This is a genomic window from Stenotrophomonas sp. SBJS02 (assembly GCF_020428325.2).
In the GTDB taxonomy this organism is placed as follows: domain Bacteria; phylum Pseudomonadota; class Gammaproteobacteria; order Xanthomonadales; family Xanthomonadaceae; genus Stenotrophomonas; species Stenotrophomonas africana.
This window is the reverse complement of the sequence record NZ_CP109812.1, coordinates 2088693-2102678: the sequence shown is the minus strand read 5'-3', so window position 1 is coordinate 2102678 and position 13986 is coordinate 2088693. Positions and strand designations below refer to the sequence as shown.

The following is a 13986-nucleotide window of genomic DNA, read 5'->3' as shown; positions in this document are numbered from 1 at the left end:
TCAGCGCGAAGCAAGGCGGTCGATGGCGGCGGCATAGCCTCGATGGCCATGCTCAAGCGTTCGCGCCACCCGTCCGGTGGTGGTCACGCTGACGCCGGTGCGCTCGTGGATCTCGCGGTACGGCACACCCTGCTGCAGCAGCGGCACCACCTTCCAGCGGTCGGCCATGGCTTCCAGTTCGGCCGGCGTGCACAGGTCGCGCAGGAAGGCGACCACCTGCTCCGGCTCGCGCAGAGCAGCAAAGGCCTCGGCGAGGGCGTCCAGGTCGGCCTTCGGGTCTTTGGCGGCAATTTCGGGGCGGGCTTTCACGGGGTCGGTTCCATGCATCAATGTAATAGCGCGTTAGTACATTAGCGCATTCTTGCGCAGTGCGTCAAATCGAGGGTTGGGTTGGGATACGGCAGGGCTGCTGCCCTGCACCCGCAGAGGCAAGAGCCAGAGCAACAGCAAAAGCTGGCTTCCCGAGGGTTGGCGGGGTGGGTCCGGTTGAGGGGGACGCTGCAAGTACGTCCATGTAAGCTCGGTCGCCGCATCCATGCGGCTCACGCCCCCTCAACCGGACCCACCCCGCCTTCGACAGTTGGCCGCGATCTGCTGGATCACGCCGGGAAAGTGATCGAGTACGGCTTTTGTAGAGTCGAGCCATGCTCGACTGCTCTTTCCCCACAAACGCAAAACGCCCACCAAGGGGCGGGCGTTCTGCTTTCAAATCAACAACCTTGCCCGACTCAGGGCGCGCAGCGCACCTCGGCCTGCAGCGCGCCGCGGCGCAGGCATTCGCCGAACAGGCTGCCCTGGTGGCTCGGCAGGGACTGGATGTTCTGCAACGCCCCTGCGCCCGCCGGGCACTTCCGCGCGGCCAGGGCCTGCAGGTCACTCTCCAGCTGCGCTCGGTCGATCACATGGCAACGATCAACCTGCAGCCGGTACTGGTCCGGACCGATGCGCGTGCTGTGCAGCGACGGGTCACTCTGGCAGCCCGCCAGCAGGAGCACGCACAGCGCCCCTGCGGCGGCCCGCATTACGCCATCGCCCTGGACTGCTCCAGCTCCACCAGCAGGGTGCTGGCCAGCTCGTCACGGGAGACTTCGAACTGCTGCTCGCGCAGCAGGTCCTTCACCGCCACCACGCCGCGCGCCAGCTCGTCTTCACCGGCCAGCACCACGAAGCGGATGCCGGCCTTGGCCGCGTACTGGAACTGCTTGCCGATCTTCTTCGGCTCCATCTGCACTTCGGTGTTGATGCCACCGGCGCGCAGGCGGCGCGCGATGTCCAGCGACTGCGGCATGCCCTGCTCGTCCATCAGGGCCACCAGCGCCTGCACGCTGCTGGCTTCGATGCCATCGATCAGGCCGGCTTCGCGCAACTGCCAGAACAGGCGCGACAGGCCGATGGAGATGCCCACGCCCGGCAGCTTCGACTTGCTGTAGTGGCTGGCCAGGTCTTCGTAGCGGCCGCCCGAGCAGATCGAGCCGATCTGCGGGTGGTCGGTCAGCGTGGTCTCGTAGACGGTGCCGGTGTAGTAGTCCAGGCCGCGCGCAATGGAGAAGTTCAGGCAATACGCGGTTTCCGGCACGCCCAGCGCCTGCACCAGCTGCAGCACTTCGCGCAGTTCAGCAACACCGGTACGCAGGATCTCCGAAGAACCGGCGTCGGCTTCCAGCGCGTCCAGCTGCACCAGCGCATCGGCATGCCCCTGCGAACGCACGGCCACGAACGCCAGGATCTTCTCGACCTGTTCGGCCGGAATGTTGAAGCCCTCGCCCACCAGCGTCTCGCGCACGTAATCGGCGCCGCGCTTGTCCAGCTTGTCCACTTCGCGCAGCACCGCCAGCTGGCGCTCACCTTCGGCCACGCCCAGGCTTTCGAAGAAGCCGCGCATCAGCTTGCGGTTGTTCAGCTGGATACTGAAGTCACCGATGCGCAGTTCCGAGAACACGGCGTGGATGACCGCCAGCACTTCGGCGTCGTATCGCACGCTCAGGCTGTCCTTGCCGATCACGTCGATGTCGCACTGGTAGAACTCGCGGAAGCGACCGCGCTGGGCGCGCTCGCCGCGATACACGCGCTGCATCTGGTAGCGGCGGAACGGGAAGGTCAGTTCGTGTTCGTGCTCGGCCACGTAGCGTGCCAGCGGCACGGTCAGGTCGAAGCGCAGCGCCATTTCCGGCAACGAACGGTCGCCCGACTCGGCCGCGTTGGCCAGCGCGCCGGTGGACTGCACGAAATACACCTGGCGCTCGGTCTCGCCACCGGACTTGGTCAGCAGCACATCGGACAGCTCGAACACCGGCGTCTCCACCGGCAGGAACCCGAAGCGCTCGTAGTTGCGGCGGATGACGTCCAGCATGCGCTGGAACGCAATCTGCTCGCGCGGCAGCAGCTCAAGGGTGCCGGGCGGGGTACGGGGCTTGATCACGGGCGGAACTCCTGCTGGAACGGGACGTGGGAGGGGGCAACATTCTAGCGCCCCCGCCTCGGGCAGGGTCGAACGGCCGCTTGAAGTATCATAAGGCCCTCCCCCGCCCGCGATACGCCCCCCGCAACATGTCACGGCCTTCCGGCGCTCCGCCCGCCACCAACGATCCCGCCGCGCCGTCCTGCATCACGCTGGACTGCCTGCACTGCTCGGTTCGCCACCTTGCGGTGTGCTCGGCGTTGTCGCCCGATGAAGTGCAGGCGCTGGAACAAGTCACGGTCTCGCAGCAGGTCAGCATGGGCAGCACGCTGGCCCGCACCGGCGAGGAACGCCAGCATGTCTATACATTGACCGCCGGCGCACTGCGCCTGGTGCGCACCCTGGCGGATGGTCGCCGCCAGATCAACGGCTTCGTGCTGCCTGGCGACTATCTGGGCCTGAGCGGCAGCGACCACCATCGTTACGACATCGAGGCGATTGCCGACAGCCGCGTGTGCCGCGTCGCACTGCCGCAGATGAAGGCGCTTCGCAGCCGCTTCCCGCATCTGGAGCGCAAGCTGCTGCAGCGGGCCTGCCAGGAACTGGATGCCGCACAGGATGCCGCGCTGGCGCTCGCACGCCTGCAGCCGGCCGAGAAGCTGGCCGATTTCCTGCTGCGCCTGGCCGCACGCGAGGCCAAGCTGGGCGGCGACGGCCTGCGCGTGTCGCTGCCGATGGGTCGTGGCGACATCGCCGATCATCTGGGCCTGACCATGGAAACGGTCAGCCGTACCTTCACCAAGCTGCGCCAGCAGGGGTTGATCGCCCTGCCCCACCTGAACGTTGTGGAGATCCTCGACGAGGACGGGCTGCGCACGCTGGCCGGTGAAGGGTTGATCTGACCGCATTGCGGTTTAGGGGGGGGGTGCCGGCCTGCGGCCGGCACTACCCGTGTTGCATCCTCCCGGTAGTGCCGGCCGCTGGCCGGCAACTGCGTCCATCTCCGATCAGCGCAGCAACACCTCACGCAAAGAAGCGTAATCCGCGGCCAACGGTTCCGCGTACGCGGGCCGCTGCAGCAACGCATCCAGCGCCGGCGGCACGGCCACTGATTCGCCAATCAGCGGCTCCACCACTGCCTCGAACTTGGCCGGATGTGCGGTAGCCACCACCGCCCAGTCGCCCCTGGCTCCGCGCGCGCGCAGGTCCTGCAGCACCTTCACCGCCGTCGCCGTGTGCGGACAGAACAATTCACCACTGCTGGCGTGCGCCGCCGCAATCGTCGCGCGGATTGTCACGTCGTCCACCGCGAACGCGCGGAAGGCAGCGCGCAGCTCGGCGTCATCTCCTTGGTAAAGCCAGCGCAGGCGCTCGAAGTTGCTGGGCGCCCCTACGTCCATTGCGTTTGCAACGGTGGCCACGCTGGCCTGCGGCTGGTAGTCGCCACCATTGAAGTACGCCGGCAGCACCGCATTGGCATTGGTGGCCAGCACGATCTGCCCGATCGGCACGCCCAGCGCGCGCGCCAGCACGGCCGCCATCGCATTGCCAAGGTTGCCGGTCGGCACCACCAGGTTGAGCCGGCGACGGTGCGTCGCGTAATGGGACAACGCCGCATGCGCGTAATAACTCATCTGCGGCAGCAGGCGTCCGAGGCTGATGCTGTTGGCCGAACTCAACGGCACCTGCGCCTGCAGTTCGCGGTCGGCCAGCGCCTGCTTGACCATCGCCTGGCAGTCGTCGAAGGCACCGGCCACGCGTAGCGCCTGGATGTTGTCGCCGAAGCAACCGAGCTGGTGCGCCTGCCGCGGCGACACGCGGCCGTCCGGATACAGCACCACCACACGCACGCCGGGCTGGCGATGGAAGGCCGCAGCAACGGCGGCACCGGTATCGCCGGAGGTGGCGACAACAATGGTCAGGTCGCGGTTCTTGCCGGCCTGCAGCCGCGACAGTGTTCCGGCCAGGAAGCGCGCACCGATATCCTTGAACGCCGCCGTTGGCCCATGGAACAGCTCCAGCACATGGTCACCGTCGCCCAGTGGCCGCAGCGGCACCGGAAAGTCGAACGCCTCACGACAGATCGATGGCAGGGCTGCCTCCAGAGCATCACCGGCGAAGAACGGTGCCAGTAGATCCGCGGCCGTATCGGCCAACGTCGCGCCGGCCCGCAGCTCACTGGCCGCGGGTAGCAACTCCGGTACATACAGTCCGCCGTCGGGCGCCAATCCTGCAGCGATCGCCGCACTGAGGCCAACAGCCGGGGACTGGCCACGGGTCGAAACAAATTGCATGGGTTGAGTATCCAGTAGAGGGGAAGGATTCAGCACAAGCGGGCTCCCGGTGCATCCAGCGGCGACACCCAGGCATCGCTGTCGAAACCGGCAGCGGCGAATGCCGCCTGCACCGGTGCGGCAGCGGCGCGGGCCTGGTCGGCATCCTCGAACCAGGCGAACACGCTCGGACCGGCACCGGAGATGCCTGCCCCCATTGCCTGTGCCGACAGCGCTGCATCGCGTGCTGCCTCGAAGCCCGCAATCAGTCCGGCCCGCCGTGGTTCCACCAGCACATCGCGTAGTCCAGCCCGCACCAGCGCCGCATCACTACGATGGCAACCACTGAGTACCAGCGCGAGGTTCGCACTCTGTGCCACGAATTCACCCAGCGCGTAGCTGCCCTGCAGCACCTGGCGTGCGCGGCGTGTTTCCAGCACCGCATGCGGATGCACCAGCAGGCTGTGCCAGGTTGCCGGCACCGGAATCGGCAGCAGGCGGTCGGCCGTGCACAGTGCAAGACCGCCCAGCAGCAGCGGCCCCACGTTGTCGCCGTGACGGCCACCGCTGGCCACAGCCTCGCCATCGAGCGCAAACGGGTACAGCGCTTCGCGCGACAGCGGCGTATCCAGCAGTGCGTTGGCGGCAACCAGCGCAGCGACGCACGACGCTGCCGAACCGCCCATGCCGGAACCGAACGGAATGCCCTTGTCGATCTCCACCGCGAAACCGAAGTCCAGGGCCAGCCCTGCGCGCAGCGACATCAATGCAGCACCCGCGGTGTTTCCAGCCGCATCCAGTGGCAGCTCGACGACGCTGCCGCGAATCGCTTCGATGCGCACCACCGGCTCATCGATGCGGCGCACGATCACGGTATCGCCAACACCGGCGATGGCATGACCAAGAATATCGAAGCCCACCGCCACGTTGGCCACCGAGGCGGGCGCGAACGCACGTGCGATCACAGGCGCGCTCCTTCGCCGGCAGCCACCCGCAGCAGGTCCGCGAACACGCCAGCCGCCGTGACTTCCGGGCCAGCCCCCGGCCCCTGCACCACCAGCGGGTTGTCGCAGTAACGGCGGGTGCGGAACTGCACCACGTTGTCGGTCAGCCGCAGGTTGGCGAAGGCGTGGTCGGCAGGCAGCTCCTGCAGGCCCACCGAGGCGCCGTCGGCACCCAGCTGTGCCACATAGCGCAGCACCGCACCACGGGCCCGCGCGTCCTGCAGGCGCTGCAGCAGGCTGGCATCGGACTCGCCCAGCCGCGCCATGAAGTCATCCACGCTGCCCTCGCGCAGCGGCGCCGGCACCAGGCTTTCCACCTGTACCTGTTCCAGGCTGAGCGCGTGGCCGGCCTCGCGGGCCAGGATCACCAGCTTGCGCGCCACGTCCACGCCCGAAAGATCATCGCGCGGGTCCGGCTCGGTGTAGCCCATCGACCGCGCCTGCGCGACCAGCTGCGAGAACGGCTGGCTGCCATCGAAGCGATTGAACAGCCAGGCCAGCGTGCCGGAGAAGATGCCTTCAATCGCCAGCACTTCATCACCGGTATCGACCAGATCACGCAGCGTGGTGATCACCGGCAGGCCTGCACCCACCGTGGCCTCGTAGCGGAAACGCGCGCCACTGGCCGCCGCGGCGGCGCGGATGCGCTGATAGCGCGGCAGCGGCCCGGCGCCGGCCTGTTTGTTCGGGGTGACCACGTGGATGCCGGCGGCCAGCCAGCCCTCGTAGCGCTCGGCCACATCGGCACTGCCACTGCAGTCAATCACCACCGCATGCGGCAGGTGCGCGGCCAGCAGGTGTTCGGTGAAGCGATCCAGATCGCTGGACTCGCCCGCGTCCTGCAATGCCTCCCGCCAGTCGGCGTGCAGACCATCCACTTCCAGGCGCATGCGTGAACGCGAGGCCAGCGCGCGCAGGCGCAGATCCACATTGGCCTTGGCCAGCAGCTGCGGACGGGCCGCCAGCAGCTGGTCCAGCAGCGCGGCACCGACATTGCCCGGCCCGATCACACCGACCGCAAACGTCTGCGGCGACAGCCAGAAGCCTGCATGCGCCGCGCGCAGCGCACGGGTGGCATCGGCACTGTCCACCGCCACCGAGATGTTGCGTTCGGACGAACCCTGCGCGATCGCCAGGATGTTCACCTGCGCACGCCCCAGTGCCTCGAACAGGCGTGCGGCCACACCGGGCTGCCCGGCCATGCCGTCACCCACCGCCGCCAAGACGCTGACGCCCTCACCGACCTGGACGCGCTGCACTTGGCCCACCGACAACTCATGCGCGAACGCGTGCAGCAATGCCTCACGGCCGCGCGCTGCTTCGGCGGCGCGCACCACGCAGCAGATCGAATGTTCCGACGAACCCTGCGAGATCATCACCACCGACACCTGCGCCAGGCGCAGGGCGGCAAACACGCGCTCGGCGGTACCGGGAACGCCGATCAGGCCGGTGCCTTCCAGGTTCAGCAGAGCCAGACCGGAACTCAGGGTCAGGCCCTTCACCGGCCCGCGCGGCGAGCGCTCGGCACTGATGCGCGTGCCCGGATGCGCCGGCTGGAAGGTATTGCGGATGAAGATCGGCAGGCCGAGGCGGATAGCCGGCGACATCGTCTGCGGGTGCACCACCTTGGCGCCGAAATAGGCCAGTTCGCAGGCCTCGTCGTAGCTCAGCGACTCCAGCTGCACCGCCTCGGGCACAAGCCGCGGGTCGGCCGACAGCACGCCGTCGACGTCGGTCCAGATGTGCAGTTCATCGGCGTTGAACAGCGCGGCGAAGATCGCGCCGGAGTAATCGCTGCCGTTGCGACCGAGCGTGGTGATGCGGTCATCGCGGTCGCGCGCGACGAAACCGGTGGCGACCAGGCGCGATTGTGGGTGCTGCAGGCGCCACTTGGCCAGGCGGTCGGCACTGGCTTCCCAGTCGACATCGACGCCCAGTTCACCGTGCCCGACCACCAGCACATCACGCGCGTCGAGCACCGCGCAGTCTTCGCCCAATGAACGCAGGTGGGTGCCAAGCAGCTGCGCGGAGAACACTTCGCCCAGCCCCTGCACGCGGTCCAGCACCTCGCGCGGCAGTTCACCGATCACCGCCAGCGCCGCCAGCACTTCGGCCAGCTGCGCGAAACGGGCGTCGATCCATTCCACGGTCTCGCCCACCTGCTCGCCCAACAGCGCCACGGCAGCGCCACGATGGCGTGCGCGCAGCGCATGCCAGGCCTCGCGCCAACTTTCGTCGCCCCTGGCCGCCAGCTGCGCCAGTTCAATCAGGGCGTCGGTGACGCCCTTCATCGCCGAGACGACAGTGACCTGCAGCGATTCGGGACGGGCCCGCAGCAGGCCGGCAACATGGCGATAGCGTTCGGCATCGGCCACCGAGGTGCCGCCGAACTTGTGCACGACAGTGGACGGCGCAGCCAGGTCGGCCGGGGCAACGGGATGAGCGGGGGCGTGGGAAGACATGCAGACCTCGGTAGGAGGCCCCGTCGCATGCAGGTGTCGAGTTTCCCCGCCACCTGTATGGTGCGGGGCCGTGGTTTCGGGAGTTACACGAAGACGACGGGCCGCACCAGGGCAGTGGTGACGGTGGTGGTGGTAATGGTGGTGGTGGCGACCGGCGCAGTCGAACGGCCCGCAATGGCGGGGGCGATCAGGCTGGCGTGGGCGGCATCAAGGACCATGGCGCACAGAAAACACTGTGCGCCGGCCCGCTGTCAAGTGCTGCGATGCAAAAAATCATTGCCGCGATCATCGCTCAACGTGCCGGCAATTGGTTGCATCTGAGACCAAGCCGGCATCAGCACGCCTGACGAGCGCATTCAGCCCGCATGTTCGGCGATCGCGCGCGGCGTGCGGTGCGCGTGCGCACACATCATCACGCCGGCCACCAGGAACACGATTGCCAGTGCTTCCAGCAGCGAAGGCCAGCGCTGTTGCCAGGCGAAGGCATACGCCAGCGCGAACAGCGTCTCGAACACGATCATCTGGCCCGTCAGGGTCAGCGGCAGGAGGCGGCTGGCGCGGTTCCAGAACGCAGTGCCAAGGATCGAGGCCACCACCGCCACGCCTGCACTGATCGCCCAGAAGCCCCCCCACTGTGCCGTCGTGTGGCTGCTGGTGTGACCGAAGAAGGCCATCGGCACCAGCAGCAGGGCCAGGCCGCCGGTGGTGACGCCGGTCAGCAGCGACCAGTCATAGCCGGACAGATCCGGCCGGCGCGCCAGCCAGCGGCTGTTGCCGATCGAGTACAGCGCCCACGAGAACAGCGCGCCGAATGCACACAGCAGGCCGATCAGGCGCTGCCGCCACGGGGTCGCCAGGTGCTCGGACATCAGCGCTTCCCAGCCAACCAGTGCCACGCCCAGCACGCACAGCCCAAGTGCCGGCAACAGCTGCTTCAGTGGTACAGCGCCCTGCTCGCGCACGCCAACCAGAGTGACCACCACCGGAATCAGGCCGACAATCAAGGACGCCGCCGCGCCACCGGCCCACTGCACCGCCGTCGCCAGCAGCAGGAAGTACACCAGATTCCCGGCCAGGCTCAACCACAGCAGGCCGATCCATTCGGCGCGACCCAGCCGCGGGGCCAGCCGCTTCCAGCGCGGCAGCAGCAGGGCTACGGCGATCAGGCCGTAGACCAGATAGCGACCTGCCGACAGTTGCAGGGCGTTGAACGACTGCAGCACGGCGGGCGCGAGGAAAACCACGCCCCACAGCGCGCCGGCGGCAACGCCATTGGCGATGCCCAGGGCCATCGGGTTGTTGCGCATTCGGGTTCTTCGGGGGGAGAGAACGGGCCGCGCAGTGTAAGCGCTGGCCGACAGGCACTCTTGACCGAGGCTACTGCCCTGTCGCGTTCTGTAGAGTCGAGCCAATGCTCGGCTGCGATTGGCCACTGTGCAGACAAGGACAGCCGAGCGTGGGCTCGGCTCTACAAGTCAGCCGCCGCCCCTGCGCCACGCGGCCGGGGTCTGGCCACACTCGCGGCGCAGCGCGCGGGTCAGTGCGCTCTGCTCGGAATAGCCTGCGGCCAGCGCGATATCGCTGATCGGCGCCGTGCTGGTTCGCAGCTGATGCTTGGCCCAGCGTAACCGGCACGCGCTCAGCCAGGCCTGCGGGCTTAGCCCAAAATCACGCTGGAACAGCGCGTGCAACCGGCTCTCGCTGACCCCGACGAATCCGGCCATGCGCGCCACCGGCCACGCCTGGCCCGGATCTTTCTGCACCGCCGCGCACAGTCCCTGCATGCGCGCGCCACTGCCGGCCGGTGCAAACAGCTGCAGCAGCTGCGGCAACAGGGCCGGCACCGGCTGCCCAGCCTGCACCTCGGCCAGGCAGCGGCGCAGCCCCAGCGGCAGATGCAGCCAGCGCTGACGGCACAGATACTCCTGCGTGCCGTCATCAAGCACGCCCGGAGGACAGTCAACGATCACGAAACCATTGGGACCATCCGCCATCTGGTCATGCGCTTCGCCAGCGGCAACAAAAGCCCCCTGCAGCAGGTCCAGCCGACCACCGCGCCCTTCCATCTCGAACTGCAGCTCGCCCTGCAGCGGCAGCACCCATTGCGCATAGTCATGCCGGTCCAGGCCAGTGGCCTGTCCGTAGTGCCGCAGGTGGAAGATGGCGCCCATCCGGGCAGTGTGCGCGTGTAACAACGGCCGTGCAAACCGCTGCTATAGTCGATCCGTCATCCAACGCAGGGAGTGCAGGACATGACCCATCAGCACGTACTCGCGGTATTGGCCGCCAGCCTCGGCCTGGCGCTTGCTGTTCCGGCCCTGTCACAGGAACGCACCCCGCCCGCCCCGCACTGCATGGACGCGGTCGGCGTGCAGGAAGTGGAACAGGCCTCGCCGCGCTCGATCGCGCTGCGCGCGGCCTCCGGCCAGGCCTACCGCATCGACTTCAGCGAGAATTGCCCCGGTGTCCGCACTGCCACCACGCTGAAGCTGGAAGCACCCGCCGGCTGGGCCTGCGGTCGTCCCAGCGAGCGCGTGGTGGTCGATGGCCGCAGCTGCGCCGTCAGTGCGGTCACCCCGGTGCAGAACCGGGACTTCGCCGGCGTGGCCCGCGACAGTGACCGCCTGCGCACAGCCACCCTGCCCGCCGTGACCATCCGCGAACGCAAGGATATCCGCCGCGGATTCGGCGGCTCGCCGTCGTACTGCTTCGCCACCCGCAACGTCCGCGCGTGGTCGTCCGACGCGCAGGGCATGCTGGTGGAGACCAATCCGCGCCGCAATGGTGGCCACCGCTACTACCGTGTCGAGCTCGGCAGCCACTGTCGCCAGCTTGATCGTGCGCCGCAGCTCAGCTTCCGCTCCGGCATGCAGAACGGCCTGATCTGTGGCAATGCCGGTGACCGCATCCTCACCGCCGATTTCGAGAACGGTGACCTGCGCAGCGATGGGCTGGCCCCGCTGCCGCAATACACGCGCGGCGCCTGCACGATCCAGGCGGTCTACCCGGCCTCCAGCCAGGCGTCGAATTAACCGTCGACGCCGAGGAAAGCAAAGGGTGCGCTGGGCACGAAGTGACCCAGCGCATCACCGGCAAAGGTGTTTCGCTGGTCCTTTCCAAGGTCGAGCTTGAGTACCTGCCCGCCGAAATCAACATTGTTCAGGTCGACCCAGAAGGTGTTCGGGGTCAATGCCGATTCGAAGAAGTACAGCCGCCGCTTGTGGTCGGCCACGGTGCGCCAACGCGTGGATGAGATGTTCGGCTCACCTGGCGTGGTGATGCCGTACGGCACCGACGCGTTGCGGATCACGCTGAACACGCTGGCCAGGGCCTCCACCGGATCCTCGGCCTTGGGAATGGCGTTGATGTAGAACGACGCGCGCGCGAAGCGGTCGGACGAGCGGTTGGTACCCGGCAGCATCACCGTGCCACCGATCTGCTGCCAGTAGCTGTTGAGTGCCAGCTGCTGCTCGAAGATCGGCGAATTGGTCATCACCTGGTAGCGGCGGTCGTGATGGATCACCTGGCGGCCGCCGATGTATTCGACAATGGCACTGTCGCCGGTCGCGTCGGACAGCGACAGATGCAGCGTTGCCTGCCGATCTTCGCCGGGCACCTTGTCGGTGACGATCGAGTATGGCTCACGCTTCAGCGCCGCCACCGCCTCGTCCACGGTCGCGAAATTATCCAGCACATACTGCGCCCACAGCGAGATCGCCAGGCCCGGCTTGTTGCCACGCTGCTGCGGATACTCCGATTCGACCAGCCACAGCAGGTTGGCCACCAAGCCCTTTTCGTTCATGCCATCGGTGGTAGACACGTCGTATCCGGTCGCCACCACGCTGCCATAGCGCGCGGTCCAGGCCAGCGACTTCGGACCGGCCTGGCCGGTGCGTGCAATACCACGCGGCAGCACGTAGAGGTTGGTCGCTACATCGACCTTCCAGTCCATCGAGCGCGCGGTGATCACATCACCGTTGTCGCCCAGGTACACCGCACGCGTGCAGGCCAGCGCCGGTGCTGCTGCGACCAGTGCAGCCGCAAGCAGTGCCATTTCCTTCCACTTCATCCGTGCCATGTCATTACGCTCCTTTCCCCGTGGTCCATGGATATGACCCCATGCGGGGTGACACAGCGGTGAAACCTCAGCGAAGCACGCGATCGTGGAGCCAGAAACCCGCAAGCATCGCCGGCACGAACCACAGCGCCTCGCGCGATCCCACCGCCAGCCCGGCGATGGCAGGGCCCGGACAATAGCCTGCCCATCCCCAGCCGATGCCGAACAACGCCGCGCCCAGCACCAGGCGCGGATCGATACCGCGCGCAGCTGGCAACTGGAAGCGCGTTGCGCACAACGGACGGGCGCGCCGCAGCACCCAGCGCTGGCCAACCGCGCTGACCAGCAGCGCAGCGGCCAGCACCCAGGCCAAAGTGGGGTCAAAATCGCCGGCGATGTCGAGGAAACCAAGGATGCGGCGAGGATCGGTCATGCCGGCCAACGCCAGGCCTGCGCCAAACAGTGCTCCTGCCGAGCCGGCAGCCACCGACACGCGGCTCATTCCAAGCCTCCACCGTGGCGGATCAGGAACGTGGTCAGCATCGCGCAGGCCATGAACACCAGCACCGCCAGCAGCGACCGCTTTGAGCCGCGGGCCAACCCGCAGACGCCGTGTCCACTGGTGCAACCATTACCCAACCGCGTACCGAAGCCGACCAGCAGGCCGGCGCCGACCAACTGCCACGCAGGCAAGGCGTCACGCAGCAGGACGCCGGGCGCTTGCCCTGGCGCGGCCTGCCACCACAGCACCAGCCCTGCAGCGGCAAGCAGGCCGAGCAGGAAGGCCCAGCGCCAACCACGCTCAGCCGGCGCGGCACGCACGCTGCCAGCGGCAATGCCACTGATGCCGGCCACCCGCCCGGTTGTGGCCAGCAACAGCACCGCCGCCGCACCGATCAACACGCCCCCCGCCACCGCGGCCCACGGCAGGGTCATGACCTGCCTCCGCCCGATGCGTTCATTCGTTTGCCTTTTGATTTAGTTTTTTCTAAATTAGCTTCTTCTAAATCAAAAGGCCAGCCATGGTCAGCACCGAGCTCGACAGCGCCGCGATGGCCGAGCATGCCGCCCAGGCCGCAGCGCTGCTCAAAAGCCTGGCCCATCCTGCGCGGCTGCGCGTGTTGTGCCGCCTTGTCGAAGGTGAGGCGCCGGTAGCGGAATTGCAAGAGTTGACCGCCCTGAGTGCATCGGCGCTTTCGCAGCATCTGGCGGTGCTGCGGGCGATGGAGATCGTTGCGACCCGGCGCGAAGCACAGGCGATCCACTACCGCGTGATTGAAGGCCCCGCACTGGGCGTGCTGCAGGCACTGCATGCCGCCTACTGCGGCCGCAGACCGCGTTGATGCTCAGCCAGCGTGCAGGAGTGGCTGCACGACGTTGTCGAGCAGATCCACCGGCGTCGGCGCTGACAGGTCCCCGTCCAACGCGCGGGTAAAACCCGACCAGTCGCTGGAAGACAGCTGGCGCAGCAGCGTTGCATCCACCGGCAACGCGCGCATCGACCAGTACGGAAACTGACGCTGACCAAGGCGGCCACGCGCGAGTTCGATGATGTCGATGTGGCTGCCGGCCTGCAGGATGCGCTCGTAGACCGAGTCGATACCGTCCGGTGGCCCCTCGATGTACTGCAGGAAACGATCGCCATCATGCAGCAGTACACCGGTCACCCCGGCCAGCTTGTTGAAGCGTGCCGCATCGTCGACCAGCGCCTGAAGGCGATCGACAGAGATCTCCGGCAACGCCTGGCTGACGTAGGCAATGGCGCGCAAAGGCATGGTGCCTCCTTGGCTGG

Annotated in this window: 16 protein-coding genes; 3 read left to right on the top strand and 13 right to left on the bottom strand. The window is 67.4% G+C overall.

Features of this window, described 5'->3' with window-relative positions; genetic code table 11:
• From FQS62_RS09940 to hisS, 3 genes are all read right to left on the bottom strand, one after another.
• Positions 1–309, bottom strand: coding sequence for a YerC/YecD family TrpR-related protein (locus FQS62_RS09940; protein ID WP_088480638.1), 309 nt, complete (start codon positions 307–309; stop codon positions 1–3).
• 419 nt (positions 310–728) lie between these two features.
• Complete coding sequence (locus tag FQS62_RS09935; protein WP_226053508.1) at positions 729–995, bottom strand: hypothetical protein; 267 nt, start codon at positions 993–995, stop codon at positions 729–731.
• Between the two features lie 26 nt (positions 996–1021).
• The gene (gene hisS / locus FQS62_RS09930; RefSeq protein WP_088480636.1) at positions 1022–2419 is read right to left on the bottom strand and encodes a histidine--tRNA ligase; all 1398 of its coding nucleotides are present in this window, start codon (positions 2417–2419) and stop codon (positions 1022–1024) included.
• A 128-nt stretch (positions 2420–2547) separates the two neighbouring features.
• On the opposite strand from hisS, the gene FQS62_RS09925 reads away from it, so the two are divergent.
• Positions 2548–3300: a Crp/Fnr family transcriptional regulator gene (locus FQS62_RS09925; RefSeq protein WP_049445540.1), complete on the top strand. Its 753-nt coding sequence runs from the start codon at positions 2548–2550 to the stop codon at positions 3298–3300.
• A 105-nt stretch (positions 3301–3405) separates the two neighbouring features.
• Here the strand turns inward: FQS62_RS09925 and thrC are convergent, their stop codons facing one another.
• The 6 genes from thrC to FQS62_RS09895 form a co-directional block, all read right to left on the bottom strand.
• The gene (thrC, locus tag FQS62_RS09920; RefSeq protein WP_208043699.1) at positions 3406–4692 is read right to left on the bottom strand and encodes a threonine synthase; all 1287 of its coding nucleotides are present in this window, start codon (positions 4690–4692) and stop codon (positions 3406–3408) included.
• Between the two features lie 29 nt (positions 4693–4721).
• Complete coding sequence (locus FQS62_RS09915; RefSeq protein WP_049449124.1) at positions 4722–5636, bottom strand: homoserine kinase; 915 nt, start codon at positions 5634–5636, stop codon at positions 4722–4724.
• Positions 5633–8137 carry a bifunctional aspartate kinase/homoserine dehydrogenase I gene (thrA, locus tag FQS62_RS09910; RefSeq protein ID WP_208043698.1) on the bottom strand — a complete coding sequence of 835 codons (2505 nt, stop codon included), beginning with the start codon at positions 8135–8137 and terminating at the stop codon, positions 5633–5635. The genes FQS62_RS09915 and thrA overlap by 4 nt, the downstream gene beginning before the upstream one ends.
• Positions 8138–8220: 83 nt before the next feature.
• Positions 8221–8355: a hypothetical protein gene (locus tag FQS62_RS09905; RefSeq protein ID WP_268924661.1), complete on the bottom strand. Its 135-nt coding sequence runs from the start codon at positions 8353–8355 to the stop codon at positions 8221–8223.
• 138 nt (positions 8356–8493) lie between these two features.
• Positions 8494–9444, bottom strand: coding sequence for a DMT family transporter (locus FQS62_RS09900; protein ID WP_057500976.1), 951 nt, complete (start codon positions 9442–9444; stop codon positions 8494–8496).
• 168 nt (positions 9445–9612) lie between these two features.
• On the bottom strand, positions 9613–10308 hold the full coding sequence (locus FQS62_RS09895; protein WP_049449130.1) for a helix-turn-helix transcriptional regulator: 696 nt from the start codon (positions 10306–10308) through the stop codon (positions 9613–9615).
• A gap of 81 nt (positions 10309–10389) precedes the next feature.
• Here FQS62_RS09895 and FQS62_RS09890 point away from each other — a divergent pair, with 81 nt between their 5' ends.
• Complete coding sequence (locus FQS62_RS09890) at positions 10390–11169, top strand: DUF6491 family protein (RefSeq protein WP_208043697.1); 780 nt, start codon at positions 10390–10392, stop codon at positions 11167–11169.
• Here FQS62_RS09890 and FQS62_RS09885 read toward each other — a convergent pair.
• The 3 genes from FQS62_RS09885 to FQS62_RS09875 form a co-directional block, all read right to left on the bottom strand.
• Positions 11166–12215 carry a linear amide C-N hydrolase gene (locus FQS62_RS09885; protein ID WP_208043696.1) on the bottom strand — a complete coding sequence of 350 codons (1050 nt, stop codon included), beginning with the start codon at positions 12213–12215 and terminating at the stop codon, positions 11166–11168. The two genes, FQS62_RS09890 and FQS62_RS09885, sit on opposite strands and share 4 nt — an antisense overlap.
• Before the next feature lie 67 nt (positions 12216–12282).
• Positions 12283–12696 (bottom strand): DUF6691 family protein, encoded by a 414-nt coding sequence (locus FQS62_RS09880; RefSeq protein WP_154348963.1) that lies wholly within the window; start codon positions 12694–12696, stop codon positions 12283–12285.
• On the bottom strand, positions 12693–13130 hold the full coding sequence (locus FQS62_RS09875; RefSeq protein WP_088480632.1) for a YeeE/YedE family protein: 438 nt from the start codon (positions 13128–13130) through the stop codon (positions 12693–12695). Before FQS62_RS09875 ends, FQS62_RS09880 begins: the two co-directional genes overlap by 4 nt.
• A gap of 86 nt (positions 13131–13216) precedes the next feature.
• On the opposite strand from FQS62_RS09875, the gene FQS62_RS09870 reads away from it, so the two are divergent.
• Positions 13217–13537: an ArsR/SmtB family transcription factor gene (locus FQS62_RS09870; protein WP_099589723.1), complete on the top strand. Its 321-nt coding sequence runs from the start codon at positions 13217–13219 to the stop codon at positions 13535–13537.
• Positions 13538–13540: 3 nt separating this feature from the next.
• On the opposite strand, the gene FQS62_RS09865 is transcribed toward FQS62_RS09870, so the two are convergent.
• Positions 13541–13969, bottom strand: a complete 429-nt coding sequence (locus FQS62_RS09865; RefSeq protein WP_154348960.1) for a BLUF domain-containing protein — start codon at positions 13967–13969, stop codon at positions 13541–13543.
• Between the last annotated feature and the right edge of the window lie 17 nt (positions 13970–13986).